This window comes from Peribacillus phoenicis, assembly GCF_047238085.1.
In the GTDB taxonomy this organism is placed as follows: domain Bacteria; phylum Bacillota; class Bacilli; order Bacillales; family DSM-1321; genus Peribacillus.
Window position 1 is genome coordinate 2259528 of record NZ_JBDFMF010000001.1, and the last position, 16178, is coordinate 2275705.

The 16178-nt window shown below is 39.5% G+C and carries 11 protein-coding genes, 1 pseudogene and 1 riboswitch; of the genes and pseudogenes, 10 read left to right on the forward strand and 2 right to left on the reverse strand.

Translation table 11 applies throughout. The features are described 5' to 3' along the window. The first annotated feature begins 346 nt into the window (after nt 1–346). The 4 genes from ABC374_RS11125 (at nt 347) to ABC374_RS11140 (ending at nt 4111) form a co-directional block, all read left to right on the forward strand. Nucleotides 347–664, forward strand: coding sequence for a DUF3870 domain-containing protein (locus tag ABC374_RS11125; protein ID WP_413017723.1), 318 nt, complete (start codon nt 347–349; stop codon nt 662–664). A 161-nt stretch (nt 665–825) separates the two neighbouring features. After that, nucleotides 826–1986: a DUF819 family protein gene (locus ABC374_RS11130; RefSeq protein ID WP_413017725.1), complete on the forward strand. Its 1161-nt coding sequence runs from the start codon at nt 826–828 to the stop codon at nt 1984–1986. A gap of 15 nt (nt 1987–2001) precedes the next feature. Then, entirely contained in the window at nt 2002–3084 is a 1083-nt protein-coding gene (locus ABC374_RS11135) for a dipeptide epimerase (protein ID WP_413017727.1), read from the forward strand. A 25-nt stretch (nt 3085–3109) separates the two neighbouring features. After that, the gene (locus ABC374_RS11140; protein ID WP_413017729.1) at nt 3110–4111 is read left to right on the forward strand and encodes a C40 family peptidase; all 1002 of its coding nucleotides are present in this window, start codon (nt 3110–3112) and stop codon (nt 4109–4111) included. A 346-nt stretch (nt 4112–4457) separates the two neighbouring features. Here ABC374_RS11140 and ABC374_RS11145 read toward each other — a convergent pair whose 3' ends face one another. Then, nucleotides 4458–4832 (reverse strand): Na-translocating system protein MpsC family protein, encoded by a 375-nt coding sequence (locus tag ABC374_RS11145; RefSeq protein WP_350302645.1) that lies wholly within the window; start codon nt 4830–4832, stop codon nt 4458–4460. Nucleotides 4833–5076: 244 nt separating this feature from the next. Then, nucleotides 5077–5218, forward strand: a riboswitch (cyclic di-AMP (ydaO/yuaA leader). 617 nt (nt 5219–5835) lie between these two features. On the opposite strand from ABC374_RS11145, the gene kdpA reads away from it, so the two are divergent. The 5 genes from kdpA (at nt 5836) to ABC374_RS11170 (ending at nt 14449) form a co-directional block, all read left to right on the forward strand. After that, nucleotides 5836–7509: a potassium-transporting ATPase subunit KdpA gene (gene kdpA, locus ABC374_RS11150; RefSeq protein ID WP_413017731.1), complete on the forward strand. Its 1674-nt coding sequence runs from the start codon at nt 5836–5838 to the stop codon at nt 7507–7509. Nucleotides 7510–7531: 22 nt separating this feature from the next. Then, the gene (gene kdpB, locus ABC374_RS11155; protein WP_413017733.1) at nt 7532–9571 is read left to right on the forward strand and encodes a potassium-transporting ATPase subunit KdpB; all 2040 of its coding nucleotides are present in this window, start codon (nt 7532–7534) and stop codon (nt 9569–9571) included. A gap of 29 nt (nt 9572–9600) precedes the next feature. Continuing rightward, nucleotides 9601–10158: a potassium-transporting ATPase subunit KdpC gene (gene kdpC, locus ABC374_RS11160; protein ID WP_413017735.1), complete on the forward strand. Its 558-nt coding sequence runs from the start codon at nt 9601–9603 to the stop codon at nt 10156–10158. Nucleotides 10159–10215: 57 nt separating this feature from the next. Continuing rightward, on the forward strand, nt 10216–12531 hold the full coding sequence (locus ABC374_RS11165; protein WP_413017737.1) for a histidine kinase: 2316 nt from the start codon (nt 10216–10218) through the stop codon (nt 12529–12531). Between the two features lie 118 nt (nt 12532–12649). Then, nucleotides 12650–14449 carry a S9 family peptidase gene (locus tag ABC374_RS11170; protein WP_413020323.1) on the forward strand — a complete coding sequence of 600 codons (1800 nt, stop codon included), beginning with the start codon at nt 12650–12652 and terminating at the stop codon, nt 14447–14449. Between the two features lie 162 nt (nt 14450–14611). On the opposite strand, the pseudogene ABC374_RS11175 reads toward ABC374_RS11170, so the two are convergent. After that, nucleotides 14612–14860 (reverse strand): annotated as a pseudogene (locus ABC374_RS11175) (formylglycine-generating enzyme family protein); the annotation flags it as partial. 292 nt (nt 14861–15152) lie between these two features. Between ABC374_RS11175 and ABC374_RS11180 the strand changes: the two are divergent. After that, nucleotides 15153–15950, forward strand: a complete 798-nt coding sequence (locus ABC374_RS11180) for a DUF2935 domain-containing protein (RefSeq protein WP_413017739.1) — start codon at nt 15153–15155, stop codon at nt 15948–15950. Nucleotides 15951–16178 lie beyond the last annotated feature (228 nt).

A 16178-nucleotide genomic window follows, 5' to 3' on the forward strand; every position in this document is an offset into this window, starting at 1 on the left:
GTGCGGGGTAGGTCGAATTAATTCATGACGGCCGAATAAAGTGCGAGGTAGGTCGAATAAATTCATGACGGCCGAATAAAGTGCGGGGTAGGTCGAAAAAGGACCCCTGAACATTAACAATACCTAGTATCTTTCTTGATTTTCCCCGTTAGATGGACGTATTAGCTATAGTACTTATCTATTCTCTTGCCGAAGGAATCGAGAATTGACTTAATATACAAAATATATTGTCAAATGCTTGCTGTATATATTAAAATATATTTAACCATTTCATATTGTAATAATATAGATAGTCACCCTATTTATACCTGTTATGATGTCTGTAATGGCAGGAGGCACAACAATCATGTTTGAACAGAATACAGTATATATAGTTGGCGAATCGAAGGCACCGTCCAATAATCCAATTACACAGCAATTCAACTGCTTTTTTATCGGGTTCGTCATTGATCGTGATACACATGAAATAGTGGATGCGGAATGCTCGACCACGATATCGATTACATCACGCTTCATTCAATCCATGTTAGTTGGTAAATCCATTCTTCGGCCCGATGAATTGGAGACAGAAATTGAGCAACGGTATTTTGGTTCATCTCAGAAAGCACTGACCGTCGCCCTAAGAAATGCCAGCATCAAATATCAGCAACTTTATAAGTTATAGCTGCTTCTTTTGTCAGTCGCAATTGAAATCCAGCTGTTGAAGAGTGTTTACGTGCTCTTTGGCAGCTGGATTTTTCTATTTAGCTCCATGCAATAGTTAATAGATGAGTGTGAATAAAATGGAAATTACCTTTTGTTATAAAATTTAAGGAGGTATGGAATATGATTCAAGATGGTGTGATGTTTGTCTGTTTTTTATTGGCATTTACTGCAGTGATTGCCGTAGCGGAAAAAAAGATCGGAGGAAAGTTCTTCAAGTATGTTCCTGGGATTGTCCTTATTTATATTGGAGCGGCTCTGATGAAAACATTCGGGGTCTTTTCAGATAGTGAGTCAGTTGAAAGTGCATATACCACCATACGGGGGCTCCTGCTGCCTGCCATGTTGATGCTTATGCTTTTGCAATGCGATATGCGGAAGATCATCAGGCTTGGACCAAAGATGCTGTTAACTTTTTTTGCGGCTTCATTCAGCATTATTGGAGGGTTCACTCTTACTTACGTTTTAATGAATGGCTTCTATGCGGAAGGAACTTGGAAGGCATTCTCGGCTTTAAGCGCAAGCTGGACAGGGGGCTCTGCCAATATGGTGATCTTGCAAGGCATACTCGATGTGCCGGAAAATATTTTTGGTTATGCGTTGATCATGGATACAGTCAATTATTCCATTTGGGTCATGTTCTTGTTTTGGCTGGTGCCTCTTGCTGGAAAATTCAATATTTGGACTAAAGCGGATACATCTTACATTGATCAAATGACTTCCGAGCTTGAAGCGGGGGAAACCGCCAAGACGGAATTTGGATTTGGGGAACTGATCGGTTTCTTGGCGCTGGCTTTAATTATTTCAGCAGGGGCAACCAAAATTGGGGAAAGACTGCCGGTACTCGGTGCCGCTGTGAATGGGACCACTTGGACGATCATTATCGCTTCAACCGTAGGATTAATTCTGGCTGTCACGAAGGTTGGACGTATTGCCGGTTCCATGGAAATTTCCAAAGTCATGCTTTATATCGTCATTGGTTTAATTGCTTCCCATGCCGATTTTTCACAGCTGTTTCAAGCACCTGTGTATATTATTTCCGGCTTTATGATTCTATTCTTTCATGGATTGATCATGGTCATTTTGGCCAAAATCTTTAAGTTGGATCTATTTACAATGGGAGTTGCCTCTTTGGCCAACATAGGGGGCGTGGCATCAGCCCCTATATTGGCAGGTGCATTCAACCGGGCGCTAATACCGGTCGGGATATTGATGGCAGTACTTGGCAGTCTTCTGGGCACCTATTTTGGAATTCTTACATCATATATACTCTCAAGCTTTTAAGGAAGGGTTGTTAATATGAAGATTGAAAGTTTACAAGTATCAGTGGAAACCTTGCCACTTATCAAGCCATTCAAGACTGCATTACGCACCGCAATGGAAATTGAAAACATCATGGTTTCCGTAAAGTTGGAGGATGGAACGGAAGGCTTGGGGGCTGCAGCCCCTACGGTTGCCATCACAGGTGATTCTACAAAAGGAATCATGACGGTCATTGAGGAAGTGATCACACCACATCTAATTGGCCGTGACATCGAGAATATAAATGCATTGTCTCAACTTATCCAACAATCCTGTGTAGGTAACACAAGTGCAAAAGCTGCTGTTGAAATCGCTTTGTACGACGCAGTCAGCAAACGATGGCAGCTCCCTTTATATCAATATCTTGGCGGTAAATCGAATGTCCTTAAAAATGATATGACAATCAGCGTTGGTGAACCCGAAGAAATGGCAAAGGCGGCATTGTCTCTCATTGATGGCGGATTTACTACGATGAAGATAAAACTGGGGAAAGATTGGGAGAGTGATGTGGAGCGGGTTGCCTGCATTCGTGCTGCTGTTGGCAACCAGGTTATGATCAGGATTGATGCAAATCAAGGGTGGACAACAAAACAAGCGATTTCCATCATTCATGAACTCGAGGAAAGAAAGCTGAATGTTGATTTGGTGGAACAGCCCGTCAAAGGCCATGATATCGAAGGATTGAAAGAAATAAAGAGGTCTGTCCAAGTGCCGATCATGGCCGATGAAAGTTTGTTTTCCCCTCGTGACGCCATGAAACTCCTGAATGAACATGCTGTCGATCTCCTTAATATTAAATTAATGAAAACAGGCGGAATTAGACGTGCACTCCAAATTGCCGATATGGCAGAAGCAGCCGGGGTGGAATGCATGATTGGGAGTATGATGGAATCATCCGTGAGTGTAGCGGCCGCGGCTCATCTGGCAACCGCCCATCCAAATATAACGAAGATTGATTTAGATGCCCCATTATGGATTAAGAATGAGCCATTTGAAGGTATTCAATTTATGAAAGATCAACTGCTAATTTCCGATAAACCTGGACTGGGAGTCAAGAGGAAATCCTCTTATACTCAATAAAAACAAATTTGAAAGGGTGATTATTTTGAAAAGGTTAACCGTTTTTGTGCTATCTTTATTTGCTATTGGTATTTTAGTATTCAGTCCCAATGAAGCTAGTTCAAGAGAGAAGCAGAGAAATGCCTATGTTGATGTAAGCGTGGCCACTCTTTGGACTGAGCCGGGATTATTAAGGGAAATCGATGCTCCTTCTGCATCGAATCCCGTTGATTTGAATGCATGGATCGGCTCGATGAAATATGAAGACAAGCTGTGGCTTGTAGGTAACCTGGAAACACAAGCTTTATATGGTTCTAAAGTGACGATTCTTGAAGGTCGGGGTGAATGGGTGAAAGTAGCCGTTGCCAATCAACCGACGCCCCGCAATGATATTGGTTATCCAGGATGGATGCCAAAGGCACAATTAAAAGACGGAAATTCTTTTGAGAAGCAATTTAAACGAGGATTTGCCCTTGTAAATGCCCCAAAGACTTGGCTTTATTCGGATTCGAAACTTCGGTCCGAATTCATGGAGGTCAGCTTCGATACCCGCCTCCCGTTATTGCAGGTGAAAAAAGATAAAGTGAAGGTGATGACACCGAGTAATGGAGCGAAATGGATAGAAAAGCAGGACGTATCAGTCTATCAAAATGACAATCAAATACCTGCTCCAACCGGAAAGGACATCGTTGAAACAGGAAAAGGTTTTTTAGGGCTACCTTACCTATGGGCTGGAATGTCCGGTTTTGGATTTGACTGTTCTGGATTTACGTATACCATGTATCATGCTAATGGAATAACGATCCCAAGGGACTCTTCCGTTCAGGCGCAACATGGAAAAAAGGTGGAACAAGAAAATCTTCAACCAGGTGACTTACTATTTTTTGCCTATGATAAAGGGAAAGGAAGGGTCCATCATGTCGGAATGTATATTGGTGACGGCAAAATGATCCATTCGCCTAACAGCTCAACACATGTAAGGATAGATGAAATAAAAACATCGGGATACGGAGAGGAATATGCCGGAGCAAGAAGATATATCGATTGATACTCAATAATATAAACTCCGATAAAAATGGAAATAGATTATTGTTTTGATAGTAAAAGTTATAGGAGAATCCTAGGTGATGATTCTGACAATAATCGAAAAAAAGGAATTTTATTGATATAATAATTTTGGGGATTTAATTTGAAAAGAAGATTATTAAACCGCTTTTATTTTCTAGCAGGTGGTTTAATTGGAGAATGTATGATGATAAAGATGGTTAAAAGAAAAGTTAACCATAAAAAACATCAGTAGGGGAAAATAATGATTGTCCCCCACTGATGTTTCTAAATATAAGTTTTGCTAAAAACTATTTTAATATAATATTTAAGTGGAAGAATTGTAACTTTTATTTGATGGTTTCAAAAAGACGTTCCAAATCCTTATCCATAATGAAAACTTCGATTCTTTCGCCTGTTTTAGTGCTAATATCACTGTGGGATGAAAGTACTTTACAACCGGTAAGATCTTCAACTATTTTTTCATAATCCTTAGTGTACATTTCACGAAGTAGTGAACGCATTTTTTTCACAAGTTTTTTGCCTGAATTGTGACTCACAAGGTGCTTTTCCTCTACAGTAAGGACACCCTTGAAACGGGTTATCAACATATCATTGATTATATATGTTTTAGTTTCCTGAGGTCCTCTTCCAATCAATTCACGCTGGAATTTAATGAATGCTTCGCTTATTTCAGCTTCGATCCTTTTCTTTGTAATTGACATAATGCCTCCAGTTAATCTGACGAATTTATGGGATTTATCATAATGCCACGTCTAAGTTCCTGTCAATGAAATTTTGTAAAACTTTAGAAAAAAGTGAAAAAGTTAGGAAATAGAAGAAATATATTATTCTTGCTGATAAATTGGGTGAATATCGTCTTAATTAATCAAATATGGAGGTTTTTAATGGTTTTTATTAGTTTACAAACCTTGAATGAGGAGCGTACAATAATCCTCATGAAAAACAATTAGATACCGGCCAAATCTCAAGTGATTGAGAACGGAGGACCCACTATTTTTGGGGTTAATTCTGCATTTGCAGAAGGGATGAGATACTCTTTCGCCATCCTACCCGTCAGCTAACTTCGTCGGCTAAAGCGAAGGAGGTCATAAGAACCACCTTGATTCAGGAGGCTTTTTTGTTATGCTATAGCAAATTGGCAATCTGACTTTTCCGTAGGTCTTTTTATTATGCCTATAATTGAAAAGGTTTCTTGGAAGACGGATCGTGGAGTAGGCGCTAATGCTTGCTGGGCGTTAAGTAGACCAATGATTACTTTTTCTCCAACAAAATGTTTGTTTCTGTATATCTTTCTTTTTCTGATGCGTCATGGTTCATGACGCTGTAGGAAGGAGATTGCATTTGTGCAGCGCTGCAAACTGGGGGAAAAGTAACATTGGTCTATTTTTTTTATGCCTTAAAGCACATCTTTCTGAGCAAAAGAACAGTTTAATGAAACGTATCTTAAAGGAGGTGAAGGAGAAGGAGAAAATAGGCTTTATAATGCGGGAGGAGAGAAGAAAAAAATGGATAGTATAGCAATTTCATTAATGGCTATACGGTTAGTATTCTTTTTAGGATTCATTCATTTTTGTAATAAAGTCATTGCAAAGGGAGCGTAGGGAGATGTTCTTATTGATAATCGTCGGGGCGGTAACATTGTATTTAATACATGTCCTCATATATCCGGAAAAATACTAAGGGTGACTTACGGAGGAGAAGTAAATGGATCTATTGCAAATCGTTGTGGTATTGGCAATTGCGGTTGTATTGGCGATACCAATGGCTAAATATTTAACGGATGTTTATTCCCTTGAATTAACGAAACAAGATCGCGTGTTTGGAAGGATGGAAAGGTTTATCTTTAAGCTATCCGGCATTAAAACGGGAGATATGAAATGGCAGCAGTACGCCAAGGCACTGCTGATAAGTAATTTAGTGATGTTCATAATCTCTTATATTATCATTCGCTTCCAAGGGGAGTTACCTGGCAACCCCAGTAAGATTGACAACATGGAGCCATTGTTGGCACTGAATACAGCTGCAAGCTTTCTTACGAATACCAATTTACAGCATTATAGTGGAGAATCGGGACTTTCTTATTTATCTCAAATGGCAGTGATCATATTCTTGATGTTCACGACCCCGGCCACCGGCATTGCTTTATGTATGGCTTTTTTTAGGGGCTTAACAAGCCACCGGAGTCTAGGAAACTTCTATGTGGATGTAATCCGAACGATTACCCGGGTTCTGCTTCCCTTATCGATATTGATTGGTTTAGTCCTAGTATCCCAAGGCGTACCGCAAACATTTAGCCCAACGGCAGTTGCGACAACATTGGAAGGAGACACCCAAAATATAGCAAGGGGACCTGTAGCGGCATTAGAATCCATAAAGCACATAGGCACAAATGGGGGAGGGTTCTTTGGGGTCAACTCAGCCCATCCATTTGAAAATCCTAATGGTTTCACGAATGTCTTAGAAATATTATCCATGTTTCTTATACCTTCTGCCCTTCCGTTGACTTTTGGATATATGGCGAGGAATAAGAAGCTAGGCTGGATCCTATTTTCGGTGATGGCATTCATGTTATTACTCTTCTTAAGCATTACGTATATTAATGAGAAAAATGGTAATCCAGCTTTGGAGCAAATTGGCCTCTCGCAAACGGAGGGGAGCATGGAGGGGAAAGAGGTGCGCTTCGGGGTGGCTCAGAGTGCATTATTCACCAGTATAACTACAGCTGCAACTACAGGATCGGTAAATAATATGCATGATACCTTAACACCGCTGGGAAGTATAGCTCCACTTGCAATGATGATGGTGAACTGTGTATTTGGCGGCGATGGTGTGGGTACGGTCAATATTCTCATGTACTCAATATTGGCTGTATTTCTTGCCGGACTTATGGTGGGACGTACACCTGAGTTTTTGGGTAAGAAAATTGAAGGCCGGGAGATGAAGTTAATAGCTATAGCGATTCTGATCCACCCATTGATCATATTAGTTCCATCTGCCATCGCTTTAGCGACACAAATGGGTTCAGCAGCTATATCAAACCCGGGCTTTCATGGTATTACTCAAGTAGTTTATGAGTTTACCTCTTCAGCAGCAAATAATGGTTCGGGTTTTGAAGGATTAGGAGACAATACCCCTTTTTGGAATGTTTCCACTGGTTTAGTCATGTTATTCGGACGTTATTTTTCAATGATTGCCATGATTGCAGTCGCAGGATCATTACTGGTAAAGAAGCGTGTTCCTGAGACTATCGGAACATTCAAAACGGATAATGGTACGTTCTTTGTCATTCTTTTAGCTTCAGTTTTGATTATTGGAGCTTTGACTTTCTTTCCAATAATTGCACTTGGACCAGTTGCTGAGTGGCTTACGATAAGATAAATGTTGAAAAGGGGCATTTCAAATGAGCATAGAGCGAATAGCGAATGTAAATAAGAATATTGTTTACGAGGCTGGTAAAGATGCACTCAAAAAAATGAATCCAAGAGTTATGTCACGCAATCCAGTCATGTTTGTAGTAGAAGTGGGGTTTGCCATAACGCTTCTTCTATCAATATTTCCTGCGCTTCTTGGCGGAGTGTCTGATAGGGGGTATAACGTTGCAGTAACCATCATTTTATTCGTAACGATCATTTTTTCTAATTTCGCCGAAGCTCTAGCAGAGGGACGTGGAAAAGCACAAGCCAATAGTCTCAAAAAGACAAAGCAGGATGCTAAAGCTAGGTTGATTCAAAAAGATGGTTCCGTAATGATAGTCGATGCCTTGCAATTACGCAAAGGCGATATGGTTTTAGTGAAGGCAAACGACATAATACCGTCGGATGGAGAAATCATTGAAGGAGTGGCCGCTATCGATGAATCAGCGATCACGGGTGAATCGGCATCCGTAATAAAAGAACCTGGGGGAGATTTCAGTTCGGTAACAGGAGGTACAAAAGTCATCAGTGATTTTATCAAAGTTAAAGTCGGTGCAGACCCTGGTGAATCCTTCCTTGATCGTATGATCAATTTGGTCGAAGGAGCAAAAAGGCAAAAAACACCGAATGAAATCGCACTTGGTACATTACTGATTAGCTTAACCATCATCTTTTTACTTGTATGTACCACTCTGGTACCGATTGCGTCATATATTCAAGTTACCCTTCCAACCGCTACCCTGGTAGCTTTGCTGGTTTGCCTGATCCCCACAACAATCGGGGGCTTACTCTCGGCGATAGGAATAGCAGGTATGGATAGGGTAACTCAATTCAATGTAATTGCAAAGTCTGGAAAATCGGTGGAAGCCGCAGGTGATATCAATACGATCATCCTTGATAAAACAGGAACAATAACACATGGTAACCGCATGGCATCTGCCTTAATACCGGCTATCGGCATTAGTCAGGAAGAGCTTAACCAATATGCCGTATACGCATCTTTACATGATGAAACCCCTGAGGGCCGGTCTGTTTTGGAATTAGCCCAAAAAAATGGATTACCTGAAAAATGGCTGGATAAAAACGGTACGGAAGGTATTGAATTTACGGCGGAAACCAGAATGAGCGGAACGGACTTTCCTGACGGAAAAAGGATCAGAAAAGGTGCAGTTGATACGATAATGAAATATATAATGCATCAGGGAGGGGAAGTGCCTTTCGGTTTGAAAGACACTTGTGATGAAGTGGCAAAAAAAGGCGGCACTCCATTGGTTGTCACAGAGGGAAGCCGTATACTCGGCACAATATATTTGAAAGATACAGTGAAACCAGGCATGAAGGAACGTTTTGACGAATTAAGAAAAATGGGTATTAAAACCATAATGTGCACAGGAGATAACCCGTTAACAGCTGAAACAATCGCCAAAGAAGCAGGTGTCGATGATTTTATCGCCGAGGCTAAGCCTGAAGATAAAATCTCTGTCATCAAGCGGGAACAAGAGGATGGCAAGCTTGTTGCCATGACTGGAGACGGTACAAACGATGCGCCAGCATTGGCGCAGGCAGATGTGGGATTGGCGATGAATACAGGGACAAACGCGGCGAAGGAAGCCGCTAATATGGTGGATTTAGATTCAGATCCCACCAAAATCATTGAAGTGGTAGCCATTGGCAAACAGCTGCTCATGACCCGGGGGGCATTGACAACCTTTAGCATCGCTAATGATGTAGCTAAATATTTTGCGATAATCCCAGCCATGTTCATGCTGGCGATACCTCAAATGAAAGCCCTGAACATTATGGGATTGGCGACACCCCAAAGTTCCATATTATCAGCTTTAATATTTAACGCCATCATCATTCCATTGCTTATCCCTTTGGCTATGAAAGGTGTTAAATATCTTCCTATGAGCGCAACAAGATTATTGACCAGGAATTTGTTCTTGTATGGATTAGGAGGAGTGTTAGTCCCCTTCTTGGGAATTAAATTAATTGATTTGCTTCTTGTTGTCTTAAAAGTGGCTTGAAAATATAAATTATGGGTGGGTGGAAATCCATGTTGAAAAATATCAGATTGGTTTTGGTGCTTCTAATCATTTGTGGGATGGCATATCCGATTTTGATGACGGGAATGGCACAGTTGATGATGCCCGCAAAAGCAGAGGGCAGTTTAATTAAAAATGAATCTGGTGAATGGATCGGTTCGGAAATGATCGGTCAATCTTTTAAAGATCCTGGGTATTTTCATGGCCGTGTTTCTTCTATTGAATATGATGCGGCTGGTTCAGGTACGCCGAACTTTGCTTCTTCAAATGAGGAATTCATAAATCGGACAAAAAAAGACATTTCAAAGTTTTTAAAAGAAAACCCTGCTATCGATAAGGCGGATATACCATCTGACTTAATGACGAATTCGGGTTCAGGACTTGATCCCAATATTTCCCCTAATGGTGCGAAGGTACAGGTTCCTCGTATTGCTCTCGAAAGGGGATTATCTGAAAAAACAGTATACCTTCTAGTGGAAAAACATACGAGCAGCCGATCAATTGGGATTTTTGGTGAACCCCGAATTAATGTTTTGGAGTTGAATATGGCATTGGATGAATTGAAATAACTATGTTCTGGAGAGTTTAGTAGACTCTCCTTTTAATATAATAATTGGAGGGCTAATATGTCGGAACAATTTCGAAGGAAAACACCAGATGAAATTCTAGAGTCGATTTCCAATATCAAAAGGGGAAGGCTCAAAATTATACTTGGTGCGGTAAGCGGTTCAGGCAAGACCTACCAAATGCTGCTTGAAGGAAATGAATTAAAGAAACGTGGGATTGATGTAGTTGTCGGTGTGGTCAACAAGTCCTGTAGTCCTGGAACACTTAAACAATTAGGCAGTCTTGAACTTATTCCCACTATAGAATGGGAGCAAAATGGACACATAGAACAGGATATTGATTTAGATAAGATTTATAAACGGAATCCCGAAGTTGTTTTAATTGATCGATTGGCACATGAAAACCATATAAATGCAAAAAACGCCACCCGTTTGGATGATGTTAAGGAACTGATTAATCATGAAATCAGTGTAATTACGACCATAAATATTTATGAGTTGAAAGGAGTGAAGAAAGTCGCAGAGCAATTACTGAATCTTTCACTTCACGTAGAGGTTACGCTTCCAGAAGATACATTGACAAAGGCTGATGAAGTACGTTTATTGGACGTCACACCTGAAGCCATATTAAAACGTCTGCAAAAAGGGGAAATAAGTGAAAAAGACGAAGGTCCATTACAGTTTTACAACAATGGTAATCTAGCCACTCTTAGGGAATTGTCACTTCGGTTTTTAGCGGAAGAAGTGGAAGAGGACCTGATTGAACAAAGGGAACAAGAAGGGCTATTGGGGCCTTCTGGTGCTACGGAACGAATATTGGTCTGTGTACAATATCATTGGAATGGCTCCATATTAATAAGAAGAGGAGATCAAATTGCCAAGCGGTTGGGCGGTGAATTTTTAATCGCCAGCTTTATCCCACTATCAAAAAAACTATCAAAAGAGGAAGAAATCTTTAAAAGCTCCATGCAAAAACTGGTCAATAAATTAAATGGGAGTTTTTTTGAGATTATAATGACTGGAGACGAAATAGCAGAAGAAATAGTCGGATTTTCCATGCAGCATCAAATAACACGAATTATCTTGGGTCAATCAAAAAAGCCAGTGTGGGAAGAAGTGGTCAACGGTTCAATAGTCAATAAAATAATGAGAAAGTCAAAAAGCATCGATGTATATATTATGGCAGACCGTGTAAAAGCATTTGGCGAGAGGATCATCCCCGCAATCAAGACGGAAAAAAAGAAGAAAAATCCTTATCGCAGACTCTCCCCTGATGAAATGCACGATAAAGTGGAACGGGTGAAAAAAGGGACATTTAAGATTTATCTCGGAGCTGCTCCTGGTGTTGGTAAAACCTATACAATGCTAAGGGAAGCAAATCAATTGAAGGAAAACGAAATTGATGTAGTGATTGGACTATTGGAGACCCACGGTCGAAAAGAGACAATTGCCCAAGTGGGAAATTTGGAAATCCTGCCTAAAAAACTAATTCGATATAAAAACGTATTATTGGAGGAAATGGATCTAGATACCATTATCATTCGGAATCCTGAAGTGGTCTTAATAGATGAATTAGCACATACGAACGTACCGGGAAACAAAAATCAAAAAAGATATCAAGATGTAATGACCATTTTGGACGCTGGAATATCGGTTATTTCCACGATGAATATTCAACATATAGAAAGCTTGAAAGATAGTGTAAAGCAAATTACAGGTGTTTCTGTAAGAGAAACAGTACCTGACAACATTCTCCAATTATCGGATGAACTTGAGTTGATCGATATTTCACCAAATGAGCTTAGAAAAAGGATGGAGGAAGGTAATATATATGCCATGGATAAAGTGGAACAGTCCCTTGGCCATTTCTTCAAGACAAAGAATCTTATAGCGTTGAGAGAACTTGCGCTCCGTGAATTGGCGGATGATGTGGATGACAGATTAGAATCAATGAAACGTAAGGAAGGAGTAAGGGGGCCATGGAGAAAAGATGAAGTGATATTTGTCTGTGTCAATCTTAGAGAGGATTCTGAGCGTTTAATTAGAAGGGGGTTCCGTATAGCCTACCGACTTAAAGCGGAGTGGTATGTTATTTTCGTCAAACATCAATATGAAATGCAATCTGATGAAAAGTTGATACTTGATAAACTGTTAAGCCTTACACATCGCTTAGGAGGCATTTTTGAAATATATACAACCAGGGATAGACGATCTGTGTTCAAGGAGATCAAGAAACAATTACAGACAAAAAAAGCAACACAAGTCATTTTAGGACAATCAGCAAGAACGAGATGGCAAGAAATTATGGGTGGATCTATTGTAGCTCGTCTTCTACGAGAAGTCAGACATCTTGATGTTTTGATCGTAGTTGATTAATTCATTTATCAGGCAGCAATTTTTTGCGGGAGTTTATTTACCTGTAGTTACAAGGAAAAATATGGTATAATTATTTACGGATATTTCTTAATATTATAAAAGTAAGGGGTTGCCAATGATGATCACTTTTCCAAAACCTGATGTTGAGCAATTTTTACGAACTTTTTCCATTGCTGATTTTGCCGTAAGTCCAGATGAAAAACATCTGGTTTTCAGCACCAATTTGAGCGGCAAGTATAATTTATGGGGAATGGATTTGCCAAACTCCTTTCCTTATCCGCTTACAACCATTGATCAAAGCTGCCAAGCACTGATATATGTTAAGAAAAGCCGGTTCATAATTGCTGGTTTCGACCAAGACGGTAATGAAAATACCCAGTTTTACGGTGTTCCTTTGAATGGCGGGACAATGAAGGAAATCGTTCATCATGAAAATACACGTAATTTCATGCCGAAATTATCCAATGACAGTAAAAAGCTTTATTACACGACATCCAGAGGAAATGCTTCCTTTCTAAATGCCTATTGTTTAGATTTAGAATCAGGACAGGAAAAGCTGGTATTGGAGGGGAAGGATGCAGCGACCTATTTATTTGGCTTCAGCCCTGATGAAGAAACCTTACTTTACTATAAACACTTTTCCAATACAAATACGCTTCTATATGCAAAACAAGGGAACGAAGATATCCTGCTCACTCCGCCCACTGAGAAACAGCATACAGTGAATGATGGTGTTTTTGTTTCGGATTCGATGATATATTTATTGACTGATTATGATTCGGACTTTACCTATTTGGCTTCATACAACCTTGAAACAAACAAATTCTGTAAAGTTAAAGAATTGGAGAATGAGAGTTTTACTGCCATTAATTATAGTAAAGAGAATCAACTTTTATATATAACCAGTCAAAAGGGTGTAGAGGATCAATTATATGAATTCAATCTGCAAAATGAAAATTGGAGAAACATCCCCGTACCATGCAGCGTCATTAATAAGCTTGAGGTTGCTGCATCAGGCACGCTTTACTTATTTGGCATGGGCGCAACAAAGCCTCATAATATCTATAAAAATACAGGTGATGAGTGGGTATCATTAACTAAATATACTGTTCCTGGCGTCGATTCTGATGAATTGGTTGAACCCGACATCATTACATACACTTCCTTTGATGGCCTGGAGATCGAGTCGTTATTTTTTAGGGCAAAAAAGGAAAATGACAATGGTGAAGTCATTTTTTGGCCTCATGGAGGACCTCAAGCGGCAGAACGGAAGTCCTTCAGAGCTTCATTTCAATTTTTCCTGAATCACGGTTACAGTATTTTTGCGCCAAACTTCCGCGGTTCTACTGGTTATGGCTTGGAATTCACGAAAATGGTAGAGGGAGATTGGGGAAATGGGCCACGACTTGATAATGTAGCCGGCCTTGATTGGCTAATAGACCAAGGATATGCACAAAAAGGTAATATCTTATTGATGGGCGGAAGCTTCGGAGGGTATATGGCACTTCTGCTGCACGGACGACATGCAGATTATTTTAAGGCAGTTGTCGATATTTTCGGTCCATCCAACCTCTTCTCATTTATCAATTCCGTTCCAGAAGACTGGAAGCCAATCATGGATCAGTGGGTAGGAAATCCGGAAAAAGATAAAGAAAAACTAATCGAGTATTCCCCTATCACCTATTTAGAATCGATGATAAAGCCAATGCTTGTCATTCAAGGAGCAAACGATCCCCGTGTCGTCAAAGAGGAATCAGATCAAATCGTTCAAGCCTTGAAGGATAAAGGAAGAGATGTCGATTATATGCTTCTAGAAGATGAAGGACATGGATTTTCCAAAAAAGAAAATGAAATTGCCGTCTACCAAAAAATACTTTCATTCTTAAAGCGATTCACAGCAGTAACAGAGAAGGTATAATCAAGCATCTAAATACTTCATTTATTTAAATTAGAAACCCTGCAACTCACGTTCAAAGTGATGAAGCAGGGTTTTTCTTGTTGTAAAACTGGATGTTTATTTTGTTCAGCGGTTTGGGGTGTATGTAAATAGGGGATTTAAAATTCAGAATTCCCCATTTTTAGAATAACACTCTCCCAGTCCAGCTTTCTGTGAAAGTAGATTACAAAAAGAAATTGCATCATTCCAAGAAATATTCACAACAGGTTTTAGATTCCGATCAAAAAAATTAGGTGATTTATTTGTAATGGCATAGTAGAAATCCACAGTAACAGGATAACGGGCAAGTAGGAACGGTCTTATTTCAGCTTTCCATTCGCTTTTAATTCTATCGTCCCTTAATTCTATTTCTCCTCCTGGAATTTTCTCCATTGGATAGTCAATGTAACTTATTAATTCTTTTGACAATCTACCTGCCTCCTACCGACTTTAATTTGAAAATTTCACTACTTTCAGAACGATTAAATCAATATAAATATAAGGTTGGTTTAAATTTGTATTAAGCAACTCCAATACCACATTAATTTGTTGGTGTGAGAGCAATCTGCTGGTATAGGATCAAGTTAAGGCTTCATTACGCCTTATATAATTTATATTAATATGTTTGTAGGTTTAGGAATATTATAAGTGAGTTTCTTATACTTTAAATTATGGGGGAGAGAAAATGAACGAGTTTTTGGAGAAAACAGCAAGATTCGAACATCGGTTTTGGCTGCAAATCTTAGGAGACCATGCGAGGTTCATCCATGAGTCTTTAGCTCCGGTTGAAGTGGAAAACATTGAAATTGCCTCTGAATTCATTCAAGTTTTTGATGCTCTCCTTGGTAAAGCCAATTCGGAAGAGATTTCGCAACTTACTGCCATCGCAGAAGAAGAGACATTAAGATTTCGGGAGTTTAAGTTAAGCCTGATTAAAGAACATCTGGTAGGTAAAATAAAAATACATCTTTCACCCTCATTCCTTAATCATATGGTGAACGAATTAGAAGAATATTTAAGATTATTGAAATACTTCAATTCAGATCAAATGCCGCCGGTTTTTCATGAACTTCATCATCATTTAGTTTGGCTGTTAGATGCAGCAGGACATGCAGGTGCAATATCATCCAATATGGATGAAGTTGAAAAAAGATTAAAAGAGAAAAGTGACCAATATAAAAAACATTTTAATGATTTTTATTTTAAAGCTGTTGAAATGGCTGGATTTTTACGAACCAATCTGTCAACATTCCCAGCATTGGAAAAAATGAATGCGGACGTCACATTGGAAATTAAATTCTTCCAGCACTTCCTGCTTGAATTGGAGGAGCTTGACCTTAGTGCGCAGGCTCTTGGAACGCTTTCGCCATTAATGGCAGATCATATGTGGCGTGAAGAATGTTATTATGTAACGAAACTCGCTGAATCGACAGACACGGAAAAGCCAAACTGCGATCCAGCGAAACCGAGGCTAGTTGATTAGAAAGTACACATGGAGCCCTTTATATTAAAGAGGCTCTAGATCTGTTGCATTTTAACTCTAAAATCAGTAGGGTATGTATAACTCTTCGAACCAAGCGATTGGACATTAAGTCTTTTTGAACTTTTCCATATAGGAAAATATGTTTTTCTTGGCTGGTTAGCATTAAGGATGTAATTTTTAAAGGAAGTTAATTCCTATCCTTATGTTATACTAAAACAACCACAATTA